This is a genomic window from Pontibacter sp. 13R65, assembly GCF_047525655.1.
GTDB lineage: Bacteria > Bacteroidota > Bacteroidia > Cytophagales > Hymenobacteraceae > Pontibacter.
The window spans coordinates 28,266-47,274 of record NZ_JBLIQL010000009.1 but is presented as its reverse complement, the minus strand read 5'-3'; the positions used below and the strand labels follow the sequence as shown (position 1 = coordinate 47,274).

18 protein-coding genes are annotated in these 19,009 nt (G+C 46.0%); 7 read left to right on the top strand and 11 right to left on the bottom strand.

Annotation, left to right across the window (positions count from 1 at the left end):
* Nucleotide 1: 1 nt before the first annotated feature.
* The 10 genes from ACMA1I_RS12600 to rocF form a co-directional block, all read right to left on the bottom strand.
* The gene (locus ACMA1I_RS12600; RefSeq protein ID WP_337068708.1) at nucleotides 2-517 is read right to left on the bottom strand and encodes an NADH-quinone oxidoreductase subunit J; all 516 of its coding nucleotides are present in this window, start codon (nucleotides 515-517) and stop codon (nucleotides 2-4) included.
* Between the two features lie 24 nt (nucleotides 518-541).
* Nucleotides 542-958: a DUF1493 family protein gene (locus ACMA1I_RS12595; RefSeq protein WP_337068707.1), complete on the bottom strand. Its 417-nt coding sequence runs from the start codon at nucleotides 956-958 to the stop codon at nucleotides 542-544.
* A gap of 4 nt (nucleotides 959-962) precedes the next feature.
* Nucleotides 963-1,571 (bottom strand): 4Fe-4S binding protein, encoded by a 609-nt coding sequence (locus tag ACMA1I_RS12590; RefSeq protein ID WP_337068706.1) that lies wholly within the window; start codon nucleotides 1,569-1,571, stop codon nucleotides 963-965.
* Nucleotides 1,572-1,701: 130 nt separating this feature from the next.
* Nucleotides 1,702-2,811, bottom strand: coding sequence for a complex I subunit 1 family protein (locus tag ACMA1I_RS12585; protein WP_337068705.1), 1,110 nt, complete (start codon nucleotides 2,809-2,811; stop codon nucleotides 1,702-1,704).
* Between the two features lie 1,276 nt (nucleotides 2,812-4,087).
* Nucleotides 4,088-4,510 carry a hypothetical protein gene (locus tag ACMA1I_RS12580; protein WP_337068704.1) on the bottom strand — a complete coding sequence of 141 codons (423 nt, stop codon included), beginning with the start codon at nucleotides 4,508-4,510 and terminating at the stop codon, nucleotides 4,088-4,090.
* 230 nt (nucleotides 4,511-4,740) lie between these two features.
* The gene (locus ACMA1I_RS12575) at nucleotides 4,741-5,676 is read right to left on the bottom strand and encodes a 1,4-dihydroxy-2-naphthoate polyprenyltransferase (RefSeq protein WP_337068703.1); all 936 of its coding nucleotides are present in this window, start codon (nucleotides 5,674-5,676) and stop codon (nucleotides 4,741-4,743) included.
* A gap of 134 nt (nucleotides 5,677-5,810) precedes the next feature.
* Entirely contained in the window at nucleotides 5,811-6,608 is a 798-nt protein-coding gene (locus tag ACMA1I_RS12570; RefSeq protein WP_337068702.1) for a class I SAM-dependent methyltransferase, read from the bottom strand.
* 143 nt (nucleotides 6,609-6,751) lie between these two features.
* Nucleotides 6,752-7,348, bottom strand: a complete 597-nt coding sequence (locus ACMA1I_RS12565) for a glutathione peroxidase (RefSeq protein ID WP_414703908.1) — start codon at nucleotides 7,346-7,348, stop codon at nucleotides 6,752-6,754.
* 100 nt (nucleotides 7,349-7,448) lie between these two features.
* Entirely contained in the window at nucleotides 7,449-9,239 is a 1,791-nt protein-coding gene (argS, locus tag ACMA1I_RS12560) for an arginine--tRNA ligase (RefSeq protein ID WP_337068701.1), read from the bottom strand.
* Between the two features lie 126 nt (nucleotides 9,240-9,365).
* Nucleotides 9,366-10,340, bottom strand: a complete 975-nt coding sequence (gene rocF, locus ACMA1I_RS12555; RefSeq protein WP_337068700.1) for an arginase — start codon at nucleotides 10,338-10,340, stop codon at nucleotides 9,366-9,368.
* Nucleotides 10,341-10,421: 81 nt separating this feature from the next.
* Between rocF and ACMA1I_RS12550 the strand changes: the two genes are divergently transcribed.
* Both ACMA1I_RS12550 and ACMA1I_RS12545 read left to right on the top strand, forming a co-directional pair.
* On the top strand, nucleotides 10,422-11,816 hold the full coding sequence (locus tag ACMA1I_RS12550; RefSeq protein ID WP_337068699.1) for an arginine decarboxylase: 1,395 nt from the start codon (nucleotides 10,422-10,424) through the stop codon (nucleotides 11,814-11,816).
* Between the two features lie 88 nt (nucleotides 11,817-11,904).
* The gene (locus tag ACMA1I_RS12545) at nucleotides 11,905-12,075 is read left to right on the top strand and encodes a hypothetical protein (RefSeq protein ID WP_337068698.1); all 171 of its coding nucleotides are present in this window, start codon (nucleotides 11,905-11,907) and stop codon (nucleotides 12,073-12,075) included.
* A 43-nt stretch (nucleotides 12,076-12,118) separates the two neighbouring features.
* On the opposite strand, the gene ACMA1I_RS12540 is transcribed toward ACMA1I_RS12545, so the two are convergent.
* Nucleotides 12,119-12,652, bottom strand: coding sequence for an HAD family hydrolase (locus ACMA1I_RS12540; RefSeq protein ID WP_337068697.1), 534 nt, complete (start codon nucleotides 12,650-12,652; stop codon nucleotides 12,119-12,121).
* 471 nt (nucleotides 12,653-13,123) lie between these two features.
* On the opposite strand from ACMA1I_RS12540, the gene ACMA1I_RS12535 reads away from it, so the two are divergent.
* The 5 genes from ACMA1I_RS12535 (at nucleotide 13,124) to ACMA1I_RS12515 (ending at nucleotide 19,007) form a co-directional block, all read left to right on the top strand.
* Nucleotides 13,124-13,858, top strand: coding sequence for a polyprenol monophosphomannose synthase (locus ACMA1I_RS12535; protein WP_337068696.1), 735 nt, complete (start codon nucleotides 13,124-13,126; stop codon nucleotides 13,856-13,858).
* 133 nt (nucleotides 13,859-13,991) lie between these two features.
* Nucleotides 13,992-14,939: a TerC family protein gene (locus ACMA1I_RS12530; protein WP_337068695.1), complete on the top strand. Its 948-nt coding sequence runs from the start codon at nucleotides 13,992-13,994 to the stop codon at nucleotides 14,937-14,939.
* 383 nt (nucleotides 14,940-15,322) lie between these two features.
* The gene (locus ACMA1I_RS12525; RefSeq protein ID WP_337068694.1) at nucleotides 15,323-16,420 is read left to right on the top strand and encodes a bifunctional 3-deoxy-7-phosphoheptulonate synthase/chorismate mutase type II; all 1,098 of its coding nucleotides are present in this window, start codon (nucleotides 15,323-15,325) and stop codon (nucleotides 16,418-16,420) included.
* A 509-nt stretch (nucleotides 16,421-16,929) separates the two neighbouring features.
* Nucleotides 16,930-17,823 (top strand): prephenate dehydratase, encoded by an 894-nt coding sequence (locus ACMA1I_RS12520; protein ID WP_337068693.1) that lies wholly within the window; start codon nucleotides 16,930-16,932, stop codon nucleotides 17,821-17,823.
* An 8-nt stretch (nucleotides 17,824-17,831) separates the two neighbouring features.
* Entirely contained in the window at nucleotides 17,832-19,007 is a 1,176-nt protein-coding gene (locus ACMA1I_RS12515; RefSeq protein ID WP_337068692.1) for a pyridoxal phosphate-dependent aminotransferase, read from the top strand.
* The last annotated feature ends 2 nt before the right edge of the window (nucleotides 19,008-19,009 follow it).

Here is a 19,009-nt window from a genome sequence, read left to right as displayed (position 1 = left end):
GTTACAATTTAGTTGGTTTATCGGTGGCAATGTAAGCCGATCCTATGAGGGCAATCAGCAGCAGCAGCGAAGCGACTTCAAAAGGAAGTACCACATCTGTCATCAGCTTTACGCCTATGGCCTGCACGGTGCTTTTCTGGCCTGCTAACATATCGGTACTGGCTGCTTCGAGCCAAGGAAGTTCTGCGAAATTTGTTTGCAGAATGGTGTAACAAAGGCCAAGCATTACCAAGCCAGCTCCTGCAGTTCCCCAACTGGTATTCACATTCTGCGACATCACCGATTTATCTTTCACGCGGGTACTGAGCATGATGCCAAACAAAATCAGCACCAGTACCCCACCCACATACACCATTAGTTGAACAACAGCCACAAAATCAGCAAACAGCATCACAAAAATACCTGCCACACTTAGCAGCGTGAGCAACAACGCAAAAGCTGCATAGAGCAGGTTGCGCGTCAGCACCATATAGGCACCGGAAACAACGGCCAGTAAAGCGAAGATGTAAAATAGCATGGTTAAAGATTTATCTTATCTCCATTAAGAAAATTTACTTGCAGCTATCGCTACAATAACGACGAGTAAAACAGCTGCAATTAACCTATTCAGCAATAGATCATACCGATATTTCGGAAGATGATGCTCAGGATAAGGTATTTCCCATTTCCGGGTATTGGCAAACTTAGCTAGTAATATTGGAGTTACCGGTATACGCTGTACTCTAGCATATGGTGGTTTAAATAAAAGTCCTCCAAAATTATTACCCTCTTCATCTCCATGAAAGTACCAAAGGTATGATGAAATATCAACTTCATACTTTTTGGCATAGGCATCTATAAAATCATGAAAATCATCGCCAACCAAATCTAAATCTGAATAAATATCAGAGTCCTCATTTACCTTTTTACAGGATGTATATGCAATTATAAATTCTTCTAATTCAACTGTTTGAACCATTGCACTACCCTTGCTGCTTTCGCGCGGCCAGTGCGGCGGCTTTGGCCGCGGCCATTTCCTCCTGCTGCTTCTCCAACAGTTGCTTCTTCTCCTGTGCCTGCTCCGGGCTAAGGTCGGTGAAGTGGTAAACCATATTTTTGATGTCCACTTCCGGGAAATCATAAACAGGCGTCATGGTAAGACAGTCGGTGGGGCACACGGTGGTGCAAAGGCCACAATAGCAGCATTTGGCCAGGTCTATATCAAAGGTTGGGGCGTAGAGGCGCTTTTTGGTGCCGTCTGAAGTTACACCTATATCTTCTGTGGCTTTTACAGATTCTATGGTAATGCAGTTTACCGGGCACACTTTGGCGCAAAGATCGCACACAATGCAATCGTCTATTTCGTTGTGCAGGCGGTAGCGGCCATTGTCCGGAACAGGCAAGGCCTCATAAGGATAAGTAAGCGTTACCAGTCCCTCGGTTTGCTCGAAATAGCTATCGTCGCTGACATACACCGGCTTTCGGCGTTTATCGGCATGCAGGAAATGGTGCAGCGTCAGGCGAGCACCGCTCACCAGCGACTTCACCACATCCCAAAAACCTACTTTATGTTTAACTATTGATTTTTCCATGATTTTACATGCACTAGATTAAGAGTTGTACAATGCTTTTGCACGTCCTCCCTCCAGACAAACCTGCTTCTGTTTTCTTCTATAGAAGATAAAGTCTTACTTCTTGTGTCTAATGTCTTGTTTCCTATAATTACACCATCAGCAGTCGCCATATGCCAGCAAGCAGCACCACGCCTAAGGCAACGGGTGTGAGGACTTTCCAGCAAAGGTGCATGAGTTGGTCTACGCGCAGACGCGGGTAAGTCCAGCGGGCCCAGAGCTGTACAAACAACAGCACCAGTGTTTTAGAGATCAGCCAGAAAGCTCCCCACAGCATGCTGCTGAAGCCGCCTACCGTGCCAGTGGTCCAGTTTGCTAACGCAAGCGGACCAATATTTGGCAAAGGCGAGTTCCAACTTCCAAGAAACAAAATGACTGCTACCAGGCAAACCAGCACCATCATGGCGTACTCGGCCAAAAAGAAAGTGGCGAACCGGAAGCCAGAATATTCTACGTGGAAACCAGCTACCAGCTCCGACTCCGCCTCCGGAATATCGAAAGGTGCGCGGTTACACTCGGCCAGAGCCGCAATAAAATAAATAATAAAGGCCACCAGTAAAAGTGGCGCCCTGAATACATTCCAGGTTGTAAGACCTCCCACATACGTGGTTTCCATACCAAGGGCTTTTATACCGAAGAGCCAGTTCTGCTCCTGCTCCAGCCCTGGAAAGCTGTTCATCAGCGCCCCCTGCTGATAACTTATTTCCTGAAAATCGAGGGATTGGCAGATCATCACTACCGATAACAGCGCCAAACCGGCTGGAATTTCGTACGACACAATCTGCGCCACCGAGCGCATAGCACCTAGCATGGCATATTTGTTATTGGAGCCCCAGCCAGCCATCAGCAGCCCGATTACATCCAAAGAGATGATAGCGAGCAAATAAAAAACGCCAATGCCAATACCGGCAGGCACGAGCGTAGGCGAAAGCGGAATAACGGCGAAACCGGCAAAAACAGCTGCAAAAATGAGTATAGGCGCTACAGCAAACATCTTTTTATCGGCAGCAGCTGGAATAATGTCTTCTTTCTGCAAAAGTTTGAGCACATCGAGCAATGGCTGCAGCGTACCATATGGCCCTGCCTCCGTTGGCCCTAACCTGTCTTGCATAAAGGCTGCCACCTTGCGCTCGGCATACACCACCACGATTACTACCACGAGCATCAGCGATATAGTGAGCACAAAAGCAAGTAGGGCCATGACAGAATTCAGGTTTGGTTACAGAGGCAAAGGTAGTTGTTAATGTGCTAATTATTAAATGTGCTGGTGCTATAACTGAGGAAAAGTGCTATATGCCGCACAAACCACCCCATACCCTGACCAGGAAAATGCCTAAATTACCTCTGGAAGCCTATTTTTATTAGAATAATTGGAGTCTGGGTCTGATATGAAAAGAAGATTCCTTAGTGTGTTGCTTTAAAACCCGCTACTTTAGGAAAGATAAAGCTAATGGGTTCTTTTCCGCTGAATCGCTTCCCAGAGCCTCGCTAATGTGTTGAGGCCAGGAAGGTAAAGCAAACCCACTAAATAAGAATACTTTTGCCATAGCCGTTCCCGGCGCTTCTTGAAATTTGTTATTCCGTTACCTGAAGCATTGACTGTAGGTTCAGGCTGGTAGTCGCTCTTTTTGAGAAACAGGACATCATAAGGAAAAAAGAGGCAAATAATAGTGAAAATGGCAACTGCAAAATAAATCTTGAAGGCTATAATATTTACAGTATGGAAAAGAACCAGCAGCAAACCAAACCAAGGCCGGAGCGGTAACCTGAAGGCAGCAAAAATGCTAATGCATTGTAAGGAGACCATAACAACAAAGCTAACCTGCCAAAACAGGGGAAAAGACAGGTACAGCTTTTCCATTCCGAATACAGCATCTATACTTCGGTGGCTGATTATTGCATTGTAAAGTGCGCCATGTGGATGCAGCCAGTGAACATCTGGTGAGGCGGTAAAAATCTTGTATAAAACAGAGGGTACTTTCCAAAAAGCCGCTAAGGTATAGGTCGCTAAAATTCCTGTGTAGAAAAGGCTCACACTCTTGTTTAAATATTTGTCTGGCCTACTGCTGCCAGAAGGTATAAAAACCAGAAATAAGTGAGCCAGCAGAAACGTATGATTAACATGACTTATGGCTCCATAGCTCCACTGAGGCACGTTTAGCCAAAGCAGACACAGACTTTGTGCAAGTTGTAAGAGTATATATGTCCTGCGTTTTACTAACTGTAGCAGATTCAGAAGAGCGGCCAGGCCTGCTATAACCCCAAACACAATTGGATCAGGTAAGACAGGCATAATAGCCTTTAAAAATGCATTTACTTGTATAAAGGTTTCGGGCGGACGCTGTAGCAGCAGTTCGTAATGCTGATAGCACCAGTAAAGCCATAAGCAAGTAAGCAGGCGAAGCGCTAGCACAGCACAATTAAAGTTAAACCAACTCCTACTATCCTTGCTTGTTACTCCCAGACCTGCTTTCACATTAGAATGTAATAACGGTGAGGGTGTCATAGCGAGTAGGGTTGTTAAGTAACTCAAGAGGAGCATATATTTCCTCTACTATTTTATAAGCGTGAGCTGCTGGTACTACATGGCGTACAAAACTGAATAGGTTTGCCTTTGCGTTACTGCCCCTGGCAGAGTCTGCTAACGCAGTTTTTACTAAGGCATTAAAGCAATAATAGTATTCATCAGTGGTAAAAGTAGGTGTGGCTTTAATTTCTTGCCTTTGCCACTTGGCTCCTTCTTTCGTGTTAGAGGTATAAATTCTGTATTCTGTATAGCTTCCTTTGTTGCCAAGAGGTTGTGTAAATAACTTCCACGAAAAGAAAGGATAGACCTCACCCCAGCCTGAACTTAAGGTAAAAACGCTAAGCAGCGAACCTGCTATACTAGTAATTAACATAAACCGTGTGCAAGTGTAGGAGGCACCTGATCCTATCTGCTTGAATATGTTGTTGACCATAACTTTCTATTGTACAATAAGATAAGCGCTACTGAAAGGAAAGCAAACATCAACATTCATACCGGTCAGCAGGTCTTAAGTACAGTCTCTTGAGTTAAAACAGCTATGAACTTCAACTTAACCCACAAGGCAAGCATGGCATCTCGCGCTGCTGCACAAGCGATGCTTTTCTACAGCACTTGCCCCAGCCCAAACAGCAGCACGAACGCCAGTGTAGTCATGGCCATTTGCTTGAGGTAAGGGTCTAGTTCTACGGATGTCTGTTTGCGCCACACATTTCTGCCGTTAATGACAACCAGTGGCAGCGCCAGCACGAACAGAAACTGCCAGGCAGCATAATAGTTCAGCGCCACGTAGAGCACAGCACTTGCTACGCCACCTGCCAGTAAAATAATATGGTAGATGCGGGCGCGCTTCGGACCCAGCCGCACCGGTATGGAATATTTGCCAGCCAGTTTATCGGAGTGGATGTCGCGGATGTTATTGACGTTGAGCACGGCAGTGGAGAAGAAGCCGCAGACAAAGGCGGGCAGCAGCACCAGCGGGTTAAACTCCAGCGCCTGTAGAAAGTAAGTCCCCAGTACGCCGACAAGCCCAAAAAAAACAAAAACGGAGATATCGCCTAACCCAGCGTAACCATAAGGTTTATCTCCAGCTGTGTAGTTAACGGCCGCCCAGATTGCAGCCAGGCCCAACACCAGAAACAGCAGCGCGAGCAGCAGCCCTTCTGTTCCAAAAGCCACCCACAACAGCAGCAAGCCCGACAGCAGCGAGAGCAGGCTAAATACCATCATGCCTTTTTTCATATGGGCAGCTGTAATATGACCCGCCTGCACCGCCCGCTTCGGTCCTTCGCGGTGCACGCTGTCGGCGCCGTGTTTGGAATCGCCGTAGTCGTTGGCAAGGTTAGAGAGTATTTGCAGAAACAGCGTAGTGAGCACGCAAAGCGCTATAATGCTGCCATCGAACACATGGTTTGCGGCTGCCATAAAACCGCCCATGCCTATGCACGAAAGGGCCAGCGGCAAAGTACGAGGCCTAAAAGCCGAAATCCAGGCTTTTAGCAGGCCTGGATTTGGAGTGGTTTGTTGCGTTGAAGTATCCAACTTGTAAACTTATAGATAATTGAAATTGCAGGCGGTTGATAAACCAAATTTAAGCATTCTGGAAATAGGGTGCTGCTTTTTCTGAATTATTCAAATAAAAATGGCCTTCCGGAGCCTGTTTTGTGCTTTTGGGCTTAAGGCTTGGTAGCTACGAGCGCATACAGCATGGGTATTTTGTTTTGCAGGTGCTTGATGCGGAATTTTTTCGGCTCAAATTCTTCTGTCTCGTTAAAACAGTTATAGGGCGAGTAATCAAACTCCTGGAAAGACTGTAGCTGTAACCCATTGTGCAGCAGCCCATGCAGCACTTCACCTAAGCTGTGATTCCAAGATACAGACTCTTGCGCAATAGGCGCCTCCCGATCGGCATAGGTGCCAGCTTCTGTTTCTACTATAGCGCCGGTGTTGAAATAGCTGTAGCCAATTTTATTGAAATCCTTATCAAACATCCACACCACTGGGTGAAACTCCACAAAAACGAATTTACCTCCAGGCTTCAAGAAAGCAGAGATTAGTTGCCCCCATTTCTCCAGGTCGGGGAGCCAGCCAATGGTGCCGTAACTGGTAAACACGATATCAAACTGCTGGTGGAGGTGATGCGGCAGGTCGTAAAGGTCGCAACAGATAAACTCGGCCCTGGCACCGGTTTGAGTTGCAATTTCTTTTGCTTTAGCGATGGCTCTATCCGATAAATCTACGCCTGTTACATTTGCTCCCATTCTGGCCAGCGAAATAGAATCCTGACCGAAATGGCACTGCAGGTGCAGAACAGATTTTCCGGCAATATCGCCGAGCAGGTTTAGTTCGATGCTGTTTAAAGAGCTGTTGCCTTTCAAAAAGCCATCCATGTCGTAGAAGTCCGACTTCACATGGTAGTCGGTGCTGCTGTTCCACGATTCTCTGTTCTTTTCTATGTAGTTCAGGTCTTCCATTGTTGAAAATACCGTAAAACGTCCTATTTCACAAAAAAAGTCCTTCAGAACTTGCCAGAAAAACTTTCGCCAACGTTGTGGCACCAGACTGTTTCCTTGGCAAGTCCTGAAGGACCTGAAAAATTAAACTCTTATTAGTAGCCTTACTTCTTGATAGCGGCCAGCACTACTTCGTCTGTTGGTTTTACTTTGGAAGGGTAAAAAGCTACAACCGTTCCGTTTTCATCTACTAGGTATTTGCAGAAGTTCCAGGTAGGTTTGTCGTTGTTTGGGGAGTTTTGCTCCAGCCAGGAGTACAGTGGGTGCTGATCATCGCCTACAACCGAGATTTTCTCGAACATCTGAAAGTTTACGCCATAATTTTTCTGGCAGAAAGAGGCAATCTCCTCGTTAGACCCTGGCTCCTGACCACCAAAATTATTCGCCGGAAAGCCCAGAATCACCACTTCCTGCCCGTGCTGCTCGTGCAGTTGCTGCAGGTCAGCGTACTGCTTGGTAAACCCGCACTCAGAGGCTGTGTTTACCAACATCACTTTTTTGCCTTTGTATTGCGAAAAGTCCACTTCTTTGCCATCTAGTGTGGTCATGCTGAAACCATAGAAGCCATCTTGCTTCTGCGTTTCTTGTTGCGCTGTTGTTTCCATGTTTTTTTCTTTATCGGCTCCTTTAGTAGAGGGTGTACAAGCAAAGCCAAAAACAACGGCTGCCAGTAATGCAATGGAGAATAATGCCTTTTTCATTTTTGACTTCATTTTAACTATGTACCTGTAACTGTAATAACCTGAAAATGTTTACAAAACCCTAGAGCAACTGCCATTGCCGATACAGCCTGATTTAAACCTACATACGCTCGGGCACCTCAATACCAAGCAGGCTCATACTTTCGCGCACAAAGCGAGCCACCATAGCCGAAAGGGCAATACGGAAACTGCGGGCCTGCTCGTCGGTTTCATTAAAGATTGAAATTTCCTGGTAAAACCGGTTATAAGCTTTTGCGAGGTCGTAAGCATACTGCGCTATTATAGAAGGAGCATACAAATTGCCTGCTTCTTTTACCACATCAGGGTAGTTCACGAGCAGCGTAACTACCTCCTGCTCTGTTTCGTGCAGTTGAGTAAGGTTGCTAAACGAAATGGCATCTACTCCTATGCCCATGTCGGCTGCTTTACGCAGAATGGCCGAAATACGGGCATGTGTATATTGAATAAACGGACCTGTGTGCCCTCTAAAGTCGATGGACTCTTGCGGATTAAAGAGCATGCGTTTTTTCGGGTCTACTTTCAGGAGGAAGTACTTGAGCGCGCCCATGGCCAGCGTGTGGTACAGTTGCTGTGCCTCCTCTGGAGTAAATCCTTCTATTTTACCCAGCTCCTCGGTCTGCTGACGCGCCGTGTCTACCATTTCGGCAACCAGTTCATCGGCATCTACCACTGTGCCTTCCCGCGATTTCATTTTACCGGAAGGCAAATCGACCATGCCATAAGAGAGGTGGAAAATACCTTCGGCATAGGGTTTACCCAGCTTCCTCAGCACTGATTTCAGCACCTGGAAGTGGTAATTCTGCTCATCGGCTACTACGTACAGCGACTGGTCGTACGGAAAGTCGTTGTATTTAAGTTCGGCTGTTCCCAGATCCTGGGTAATGTACACCGAGGTACCGTCGGAGCGAAGCAAGAGCTTCTGGTCCAATCCATCGTCGGTGAGGTCTACCCACACAGAGCCATCTTCTTTTTTAAAGAAAACTCCTTTTTGCAGCCCCTCCTCTACACGCTCTTTGCCGAGTGTGTAGGTACCAGACTCGTAATAGTATTTATCAAAATCAACGCCAATGTTGCGGTAGGTCTCATCGAAGCCAGCATACACCCAGTTGTTCATTTTTTTCCAGAGGGCCACGGTTTCTTCATCGCCCTGCTCCCATTTATGCAGCATGGCTTGTGCCTCCAGCATGAGCGGTGCTTTTTTCTTGGCTTCTTCTTTATCTACGCCTTCTGCCACCAGCGTATCTATCTGCTCTTTGTAAGCTTTGTCGAACTGCACGTAATATTTGCCCACTAGGTGGTCGCCTTTGAGGCCGCTGCTCTCAGGAGTTTCCCCGTTGCCAAAATACTGGTACGCCAGCATCGATTTACAGATGTGAATGCCACGGTCGTTCACCAGGTTTGCCTTTAGCACCTGATGCCCGTTTGCTTTCAGAATCTCAGACACAGAGTAACCCAGGAAGTTGTTGCGCAGGTGGCCCAGGTGCAACGGTTTATTGGTGTTCGGTGATGAGTACTCTACCATCACATTTTTACCAGAAGCGGCTGCTCTTCCGAACTCAGGTTGCTGCATAATGTCGCGCAACAGTTGTAGCCACACAGTGTCCTGCACCTCCAGGTTCAGGAAGCCTTTTACTACATTGAAGTTTTTAATTTCGGCAGCATTCTCTTTCAGGTAAGCGCCCAGGGCCTCTCCTATCTGCTCCGGCCCTTTACCTACAGTTCTGGTGTAGGGGAAGGTAACAAAGGTATAGGTGCCGGCAAATTCTTTGCGTGTTGGCTGCAAACTGATCTGGGAAGCATCAACGGATACCTGAAACAGCGCTTGAAGCGCCTCACTAATTCGTTGGCTGATGGTGTGTTGTAAATGCATGAACTTTTGTGTATCTCAAGAAACGACAGATACCACAAATTTAGCGCTTATTCTTAAATGGATGCTAAAATAAATGTCAACCCTTGACCTCTTTCAGCAAGAAAGAGCTTTGGAAGGGCAAAATCATTAGAATAATTTGTGTTGGCTTTTAGACTCGCGGTCCAGAATGGCTTTGGTGGTCGATTCCAGAATCTCGAAAGCGTTTTCGGCCATGGTGTTTTCGGTGTCGAGAGTAGGGTTAATTTCTACCATTTCGTAGCAGCACACGCGCGGGTCATGCACCAGTTCGCAGCAAAGTTCTTTCGCTTCCTCCACCGTTAGCCCCACCTCTACCGGCGTGCCGGTTCCTTTCGAGAATTTAGAGTCGAGGCTGTCTACGTCAAACGACACATAAATCAGGTCGCAGTCCTTCAGGTGCGCCAGTGTCTCTTCTGCAACCTTGCTTACACCTTTGGCTCCTACTTCATTGTAGCTTACGGCTTTGATGCCCAGCTTCCGGATCAGGTAGTTTTCTTCGCCTTCTGTGTCGCGCACCACTATGTATACCAGGTGCTCCGGTTTAAGCTTCGGCCCTTCTATGCCTACGCGTTTCAGCGATTCCCAGAAAAAGATCGTTTCGGGGGCTGGGTCATTTTTTTTGCAGTCGAGGTTGTCTTCGTTCAGGGCAATGGCCATGGCCATACCGTGTACATTGCCGGAGGGAGTGGTGTAGGGAGAGTGGATGTCGGCGTGGGCATCTATCCAGATGACTCCAAGCGTTTTTTCAGGGCATGTTTTTTTGATACCGGCTATGGTGCCGGCTGCATTGCTGTGATCGCCGGCCAGCACCAACGGAAACATACCGAACTCCAGCGTTTGCGACACCGTGTTGCTCACACTTTTCAGAATAGAAAGGATACTATCAATGTGGTGCGCTGTGGGAAAATAATCTTTGTCAAATAGCGTGTAGTTTAGGTCGGGTACTGCAATGGAGTTGAAGCGTTTAAAGTAGTCAGACTCTTTGTCGAGGCAAGCCACTTTCAGGGCGTCGATGCCCATCCCCGCTCCCCTTGTACCGGCCCCCAATTCCGATCTCACTTCAATTAGCTTTACTTTTTTCATTTAATTTGAACAAAGTTTTTGCAAAGATTGTAAAATACAGAGAATATTGCATGTTTTCACAAAGACCCTTAACAACCTTCAATGGATAAATATACCGACCTTATTCATCAAACGTTTGATTTTCCGACAGATGAATTTAAAGTAGAAAATAACGAGCTATATTTTAACGGTATCCCGCTTATGGATATCATCAACAAATATGGTACTCCTTTAAAATTAACATACTTACCCAAAATAAGTTCTCAGATTCAGAAGGCAAAACTTCTGTTTAAAGAATCGATGGAAAAATTCGATTACAGGGGGAGCTATACCTATTGCTACTGCACCAAATCGTCACACTTTTCTTTTGTGCTCGATGAGGCTCTTAAAAACGATATTCACATAGAAACATCGTCGGGCTACGACATGCAGATTGTACGGGCGCTTTATAATAAAGGCAAGATTTCAAAAGACACTTACATCGTGTGCAACGGCTTTAAGCGCGAGCGTTACAAACACTGGCTGTCGGAGCTGATAAACGAAGGTTTCCGCAACTGTATGCCTATACTCGACAACCTTGACGAGATAGAATACTACAAGGAGCACGTAACGGAGAAATGCAAAGTAGGCATGCGCCTGGCATCGGATGAGGAACCGAAGTTTGAGTTCTATACCTCGCGCCTCGGCGTTCGATACAACGATGTAATTGAGCTCTACGAAACCAGGATTAAAGACGATCCGAAGTTTGAGCTTAAAATGCTGCATTACTTCATTAACACCGGCATTAAAGACACCTCTTACTATTGGTCAGAACTAAGCCGCTTTGTGCATAAATATTGTGAGCTTAAAAAGGTTTGCCCTGAACTCGATACGATCGATATTGGCGGAGGCTTCCCGATCAAAACTTCTATTCAGGCGGATTACAACTACCGCTATATGATAGAAGAAATTTTGCGCACCATTAAGCGTATTTGCAAGGAAGAAGGCGTAGAAGAACCAAACATTTTTACTGAGTTTGGCATCTTTACAGTGGGTGAAAGCGGTGCCACTATTTACTCTATTCTGGATCACAAATTACAGAACGACAAAGAGTTATGGTACATGATTGATGGTTCTTTCATTACCAACCTACCTGATGCCTGGGCATTAAACCAGCGCTGGCCATTGCTCTCTGTGAATCATTGGGACAAAGAATACCGTAAGATCCAATTGGGCGGAATTACCTGCGATAGCCAGGATTACTACAACTCCGAAATGCACTCGTTTCAGGTGTTTTTACCAAAAATACCAAAAGACCAGCCGCTTTATATCGGCTTCTTCCACACGGGTGCTTATCAGGAGTCGCTTAGCGGTTACGGTGGCATTAAGCATTGCCTTATTCCAGCGCCTCAGCACGTAATTATTGATCGCGACGAAAATGGGGAACTGGTAGACTGGCAGTTCGCACCGGAGCAGACCAGCGAGGCTATGATGAAGATTTTAGGATATGAGGTGTAAGGCCTCTATCTTAAAATTGTATTAGTTTTGTTTTTGCAGGGAAAAAGCTTATTTTTGAAAACGCCTTTGTCTTTAAACTTTATTTGAAATGAGAAAATTAGTACTTTACGGCACCTTATGCCTGGCCCTGGGTATGGCATCCTGCAAAACTTACTGCCCTGCTTACAGCAGCGTACAGCCAGACCACAACACAGCCCCTGAAACAGTTACTGTGTCTGTGTCTGCCCCAGCGTCAGCTACAGATGGCACCAACAGTTAATCTATAAACATAGATTAACTGTCTAGATATAGAAGAAACCGGCTCATTGGGCCGGTTTTTTTGTGCTTTCTAAAATAAACCTGGTTGCCTCCAACAAATCTTTGGCCTGTAAAGCATGTGCTTTTTCGGCATGGTGCTCCCCTACCAGAATAGTTTGCACACCTGCTTTTTCGCCTGCCACCATATCGCGGGGCGTATCTCCAACCATCCACGATAGCGCAGGATCAATATTGTACTTTGCTATGGCACGTTCCAGCATCAGGCTGTCCGGTTTCCGAGAAAGCGAGGCTGAGACAGTTTGATGTCCTGGCGCAAAATAAATGGCATCTATTATTCCTTGGCATTGCCCCTGCAGTTTTTGGTGGCAAGCCAGCACTTCGCTTCGGGTGTAAAGACCTTTGGCAATACCGGCCTGGTTAGTAATAACGATAAGCAAATAGCCGTGCTCTTTCAAAATCTGTAAAGCTTGAGGAACTCCTGGCAGCACTTCAAAGGCATCCAGTTTATAGGTATAATCTCCCATTTCGCGGTTCAGCACGCCATCACGATCCAGGAACACACATTTTTGTTTTTGCATATACTTGCTAATTTTCAGCTTTAAAAGTAGGGTTTCTTTCGCAAAGCGCACTAACCGGAAAATGTTTGTAAGGCTTCCTCCACGGAAGCCTTTGGCACAAAAAGGCCCAAAAAGCTTTGGAAAGGCATCTTTATTAGAATAATTAATTGGTTGTAATCAAATTAGAATCAGGGATATTGTATAAATAAGTGTGTGCCAAATGTTCTGCCTCTCCCCCAAAAGCTTTTTACAAGCTGACAGAGAGGAAAAGAAATTGGTAAAAATTGGTAAAACGTAAAAGACGGTGCAAGAAGAAAGAAAAATATAGTACAAAATGAGCGCATTATCCTGCAGTGCCAGCTGGCAGTGCAGTCGCAGAAAAGAGGCTCCAGCATACAGCAAAGCACTTTCGCTGCCAGAAAATAGCCGAAAACAGAATAAAATTGGCTCCAGCGCTGGCACCTAATAGCTAAATAGCTATATATTTGAGCTATGAAAGATTCTCTGGTGATAATTCCAACCTACAACGAGAAAGAGAACATTGAGGCGATGGTCAGGAAGGTGATGTCACTGAGTCACCCGTTTGAGCTGCTCATTATAGACGATGATTCTCCGGACGGCACAGCCGACATTGTAAGGGCCTTGCAGCAGGAGTTCCCGGAGCGTCTGCACCTGGAAACCCGCCAGGGAAAACTAGGGTTAGGTACCGCCTATATTCATGGCTTTAAATACGCCCTCCGGCATGGCTATGAATATATATTTGAAATGGATGCCGACTTCTCTCATAACCCCAAAGACCTGGTACGCCTCTATGCCGCCTGCGCAAAAGGTGGCTACGACGTGGCCATTGGCAGCCGCTACAGCCAAGGGGTAAATGTTATTAACTGGCCCATGAGCCGGGTGCTGATGTCTTATTTTGCCAGTGCCTATGTGCGACTTATTACCGGCATGCCAATAGCCGATACCACAGCTGGTTTTAAGTGCTACCGTCGCAAAGTCCTGGAAACTATTCAGCTCAACAAGATCCGCTTTGTAGGTTATGCTTTCCAGATTGAAATGAAGTTCCTGGCCTACAAGTATGGCTTTAAAATAAAGGAGGTTTCCATCATTTTCACAGACCGCACCAAAGGCGAATCAAAAATGTCGAAAGGTATTTTTAAGGAAGCCGTGCTGGGAGTGCTCAAAATGAAAATCAGAAGCTTTTTTCGTCACTTCGACCGCTATTAGAGCCTCTTTTCTCCTGCTAAAATAATACTTTCAAAGCCGCTTTAAATTTAATCGGCAAATCCTGTGCTTGTGCCAAATATATTCCGGTATATTTACCTTTTGCTTACAAAAAAATAAGTCATCAGGCTTGGTTATGGATAATTCTATTGTCTTTTGGATTCTGTTTAACGCCTTTGTGCTGTTGCTTCTGGGGCTCGACCTTTTTGTGTTTCACAGAAAAGCGCATGAGGTAAAAATAAAAGAGGCGCTACTTTGGAGTTTATTCTGGGTAGTGCTCTCGCTAGGCTTCAATGCCATCATTTACTTCTGGAAAGGACCTGCTCCTGCCCTTGAGTTCTTAACAGCTTACCTGATTGAGAAATCGCTGAGTGTCGACAACCTCTTTGTCTTTATCCTAATCTTCAATTATTTTAAAGTACCGCTCATGTACCAGCACAAAGTGCTGTTTTGGGGCATTATTGGTGCTTTGGTATTGCGCGCCTTGTTTATTTTAATTGGTGTGGCTCTAATTGCCAAATTCCACTTCATTATTTATATTCTTGGTGCCTTTCTGGTATACACCGGCATTAAAATGGCCTTTAGCCACGACGATAACGAGCTGCATCCGGAGCAAAACTCACTAATTGTGTGGGTAACTCAAAAACTACGTTTCACTAAAAAATCAGAAGGCGGCAAGTTCTTTGTTAAAATGGATGGCAAGATGTATGCAACGCCTTTGTTTCTGGTACTGATCATGGTAGAGAGTACTGATGTGGTGTTTGCAGCCGACTCTATCCCGGCCATCCTGGCCATCTCAAAAGATCCTTTTATTGTGTATACTTCTAACGTGTTTGCACTACTGGGTCTTAGAGCTTTGTATTTTGCGCTGGCTGGTATTATGCAACTGTTCCACTACCTGCACTATGGGCTTTCGTTAATTCTGGTGTTCATTGGAGCTAAGTTGTTGCTAAGCGATATTGTAGAAATAGATATGCGCTATGCCCTGTTGGTAGTGGGCGCTATTCTGACTATTTCAATAGTTGCTTCGCTGCTGTTTCCTAAAAAAGACAACTCGTTGCCGCCCCCTCCTGATTTGGTGTAGAATACTGTTCTGCTTACACCACCACTCCCCTTGCGTGTAATAAATAGCCTCAAATAAACCGGAGGCTAATTATTACATATTTGCAACAGAAGCTCTAAAGTCTGTTAACGATCATAACAATTGGTTGTTTTTATTGATTTTTTTTCAATAAATTCTTGTCAGTTTAATTTCTATATATTACATTTACACATCATAAAAAGAAAAGCAATGTTATTAGTCCGCGTACAAGCTCAAAATCTAAAATCTATTTGCACCTGTATAGGGGGCTGATGGCAGATGCTTTGCGTTATTAGTAATGGAAAGATAAACCAGAAAAGCCCCGCCCCAAGCGGGGCTTTCTTATTTTTGGCCGGAATTCGTTTAAAGATTAAAAGAAGTAAATTATGAAAACTTCCACACCTAGCTTGCACCTGACCAAAGGCACCAGCACTTTGGCTAAGACGTCGGGTCCTGTTGTAATCGCCGGCCCGTGCAGTGCTGAGAGCGAGGAACAAATGCTGCTGACAGCCAAAGGGCTGAAAAAGCTGCAGGGTGTAACTATTTTCAGAGCTGGCATCTGGAAGCCACGTACGCGACCAGGTAGTTTCCAGGGAGTTGGCAGTGTGGGCCTGGAGTGGCTGCGCACTGTAAAGCAGGAAACGGGCCTTCGCACGGCCTGCGAAGTTGCCAACACCAGCCATGTGGCTGAAGCGCTGAAGCAAGAAGTAGATATTCTGATTATTGGAGCCCATACCACAGTTAACTCTTTTATGGTACAGGAGATAGCCGACTCACTGAAGGGTGCTAACGTGCCGGTGCTTGTAAAGAACCCTGTTAGCCCAGAGCTTATGCTTTGGCTTGGTGCTCTGGAACGTTTCAACCAAAATGGCATTACAGATCTTGGCGTTATCCACAGAGGCTTCTCTACTATAGATAACGCGCCCTACCGCAACCACCCGAAATGGGACCATGTGGTAGAGCTGAAGAATATGCTGCCGGATTTACCAGTTTATTGCGATGCCAGCCATATAGCAGGCCGCCGAAGTCTGTTACGTCCGGTAAGCCAGCGTGCACTCGACCTGGGCTACGATGGCCTGATGGTAGAATCGCATTACAACCCGGCCATGGCGCTGAGCGATGCGCAGCAGCAACTCATGCCCCAAGAACTGGACATGCTCCTGCAGTCGCTGAAGCTGAACCAAACTGACGAAGAAACGACCCGCAAGGGAGTGTTAATGGAAGAGTTGCGAAAAGAAATTGAACACCTTGACGACCAACTTCTTGACCTGATGGCACGCCGCTCGTTGGTTTCAGCTCAAATCGGTGATTTAAAAGCCGACGAATGCAGCTTAGACAGACAGCAGGCCTGGGACGATGTACTGGAGAACCTGCTGAAGCAGGCAAACTCCTTTGGCATAAACAAAGAGTTCGTAAAAACAGTATTTCAGGAGGTGCGCAAGCAGTATGCGCAAACCCACCTTTACGCCGATATGGGTTCCTGATACTTTGATAGCAAGAAAGTCGCAAAGCGAGTCGGTTTTCAGGGGTCGACTCGCTTTGTTCTTCCATGGCTATAAACTGATGTATCGTTTGGTGCCATAGCCTTTTTAGCAGTAGCTTAACTTTTTTCAGATAAAGCATCTGTTTTTGAACCAGCTCTTACTACTTTATGTTGTGATCATATATACCAAAATTATATGTTGTAGAAGCCATAGCGTAGGTATAAAAGAAGGGGCAGTTATAAAGGGCAAAGTTAGCTTGGTAAGGCAGCAAATTCTTTTGAGACATAATTTTGAAAAAAATTTTCGCAAAAAAGTTTGAAGGTTATTAAGAGTTTACTTAATATTACAGCATAATAATAACAATATGATTTTAAGCAACGCATTTTACTTTAGCTTTTACTTTTTTGGTACCCACTAGGGGCTCCAGAGGTAATGCTATTGCGTTTATAAAACATACAGCAAAATCTTAAAAGCCCCGCCGCAAGCGGGGCTTTTCGTTTAAATATTCTATGGCAACTAAAATTAAAATCGCAATTCAGGGTGGCGCTGCCTCTTTCCACGACACAGCAGCACGCCAATATTTCGCACCTGAAAAGGCAGAGATCTTGCCCTGCAGTTCGTTTGATCAGCTGTGCGAGCAACTGCACCTGGGCGAAGCAACTTACGGTGTAATGGCTATTCAGAATGCCCTTGCTGGTAGCATTCTCACAAACTATACGCTGCTACAGGAGTACCACCACTTCCATATTATAGGTGAATTGTGGTTGCCCATAGACCAGAACCTGATGGCCTTACCAGGCCAGCGGCTGGAAGATATTACCACCGTTATTTCGCATCCTGTGGCGCTGCTGCAGTGCGGACTGTTCCTGCGCCAGCACAAGCACCTGCACACCGAAGAAAGACAAGACACCGCCGACAGCGCCCGCGAGATAAGCGCAAATGGCTTAAAGGGAGTGGCAGCTATAGCCAGTAGCCAGGCCGCAGAACTATACGGTATGGAGATGCTGCAGGAGCACGTAGCCGACAGAAAAGATAATTACACACGCTTCCTGGTACTGGCTAACCATCCGCAGGAGCAAACTCAGAGGCCTACTGCTAACAAGGCATCGCTTGTTGTGCAGATTCCGCATGTGGGGAGCTTGCTTGGTGCGGTTATCAACAAGCTGTACACCGAAGATATTAACATTCCTCTAATTCAATCTATTCCTGCGCCATCGGGTAACACGAGCCACAACGTAGCCATAGACCTGGAGTGCGACGATTACTACAGATTGCTCCATGCCATTGAGGAGCTGAAGCCGATGGTAGAAAACCTGCAGTTGCTGGGACTGTACCATAAGGCGCTTACTCCACAGCAATTAGAAGAATGCCGCGAATGTGCCTTAACCACCTCTGTTAATTAATAAATACCATGATTATACCCAAGGCCGACAGACTGGCCCATATTCAGGAATATTATTTCGCCAAAAAACTGGCTGAAGTAGCTGCCCTGAATGCGCAGGGAAAGCAGGTGATAAACCTGGGCATTGGCAGCCCGGATCTTCCTCCTTCCGAAGAAACTACGGCAGCACTTACTGCCTCCGCCGCACAGGCCTCAGGCCACGGTTATCAGCCCTATCGGTCGCTTCCAGCGCTTCGCAAAGCTATGGCAGATTGGTACGACTCAACTTATCAGGTGCAGCTCAATTCTGACACAGAGGTACTCCCCCTGATGGGCTCCAAGGAGGGTGTGTTTCATTTAACTATGGCTTTCCTGAATCCAGGTGATAAGGTGTTGGTTCCTAACCCCGGTTACCCGGCTTATGCCACTACGGCACGTATGGTAGGGGCAGAACCTGTATTCTATAACCTCACCGCTGAGAACAACTGGCTCCCCAATATGGAGGAACTGGAAGAGCAGGCAAGCCAAGGTGTAAAGCTGATGTGGATCAATTACCCGCACATGCCTACAGGCGCGGAAGCAAATTCAGAAATATTTCAATCTTTATTTGCACTTTCCCGTAAATACAGATTCCTATTAGTGAACGATAATCCATATAGCTTGGTTTTACCTAATACAGCGCCGCTTAGCCTATTAAGCCAGCCAGGTGCCCTCGATAGCTGCATGGAGCTTAACTCCTTGAGCAAGTCGCATAACATGGCGGGCTGGCGTGTAGGCATGATCCTGGGCCGGAAAGATTACCTGGACACGGTGCTGACAGTAAAAAGCAATATTGATTCCGGTATGTTCCAGGCAGTACAACATGCGGCTATTGAAGCACTTCGTAATTCAGATGAGTGGCACATGCAACGCAACGAAGTGTACGCCGAACGAAAGCAAATGGCACATAAACTGCTCGACATGCTAGGGTGCAGTTACGACCCTAATACGGTAGGCATGTTTGTTTGGGCCAAAGTGCCAGATATCATACCTGATGTGGAAGTATTTCTGGATGAAATACTCTACCAGGCAGGCGTATTTCTGACACCGGGTAAAATTTTCGGAAGCCAGGGCGATCGCTATTTAAGAGTATCGCTTTGTGTACCAGTAGCCCAATTAGAAGAATCCATTAAAAGAATAAAACAACACACCATAAACCATAATTGACC

Bases quoted from the DNA above. Each gene is read 5' to 3' on its own strand.
- ACMA1I_RS12600 (WP_337068708.1), bottom strand. From the start codon at position 517: ATGCTATTTTACATCTTCGCTTTACTGGCCGTTGTTTCCGGTGCCTAT.
- ACMA1I_RS12595 (WP_337068707.1), bottom strand. From the start codon at position 958: ATGGTTCAAACAGTTGAATTAGAAGAATTTATAATTGCATATACATCC.
- ACMA1I_RS12590 (WP_337068706.1), bottom strand. From the start codon at position 1,571: ATGGAAAAATCAATAGTTAAACATAAAGTAGGTTTTTGGGATGTGGTG.
- ACMA1I_RS12585 (WP_337068705.1), bottom strand. From the start codon at position 2,811: ATGGCCCTACTTGCTTTTGTGCTCACTATATCGCTGATGCTCGTGGTA.
- ACMA1I_RS12580 (WP_337068704.1), bottom strand. From the start codon at position 4,510: ATGTTAATTACTAGTATAGCAGGTTCGCTGCTTAGCGTTTTTACCTTA.
- ACMA1I_RS12570 (WP_337068702.1), bottom strand. From the start codon at position 6,608: ATGGAAGACCTGAACTACATAGAAAAGAACAGAGAATCGTGGAACAGC.
- ACMA1I_RS12565 (WP_414703908.1), bottom strand. From the start codon at position 7,348: ATGAAAAAGGCATTATTCTCCATTGCATTACTGGCAGCCGTTGTTTTT.
- argS (WP_337068701.1), bottom strand. From the start codon at position 9,239: ATGCATTTACAACACACCATCAGCCAACGAATTAGTGAGGCGCTTCAA.
- rocF (WP_337068700.1), bottom strand. From the start codon at position 10,340: ATGAAAAAAGTAAAGCTAATTGAAGTGAGATCGGAATTGGGGGCCGGT.
- ACMA1I_RS12550 (WP_337068699.1), top strand. From the start codon at position 10,422: ATGGATAAATATACCGACCTTATTCATCAAACGTTTGATTTTCCGACA.
- ACMA1I_RS12545 (WP_337068698.1), top strand. From the start codon at position 11,905: ATGAGAAAATTAGTACTTTACGGCACCTTATGCCTGGCCCTGGGTATG.
- ACMA1I_RS12540 (WP_337068697.1), bottom strand. From the start codon at position 12,652: ATGCAAAAACAAAAATGTGTGTTCCTGGATCGTGATGGCGTGCTGAAC.
- ACMA1I_RS12535 (WP_337068696.1), top strand. From the start codon at position 13,124: ATGAAAGATTCTCTGGTGATAATTCCAACCTACAACGAGAAAGAGAAC.
- ACMA1I_RS12530 (WP_337068695.1), top strand. From the start codon at position 13,992: ATGGATAATTCTATTGTCTTTTGGATTCTGTTTAACGCCTTTGTGCTG.
- ACMA1I_RS12525 (WP_337068694.1), top strand. From the start codon at position 15,323: ATGAAAACTTCCACACCTAGCTTGCACCTGACCAAAGGCACCAGCACT.
- ACMA1I_RS12520 (WP_337068693.1), top strand. From the start codon at position 16,930: ATGGCAACTAAAATTAAAATCGCAATTCAGGGTGGCGCTGCCTCTTTC.
- ACMA1I_RS12515 (WP_337068692.1), top strand. From the start codon at position 17,832: ATGATTATACCCAAGGCCGACAGACTGGCCCATATTCAGGAATATTAT.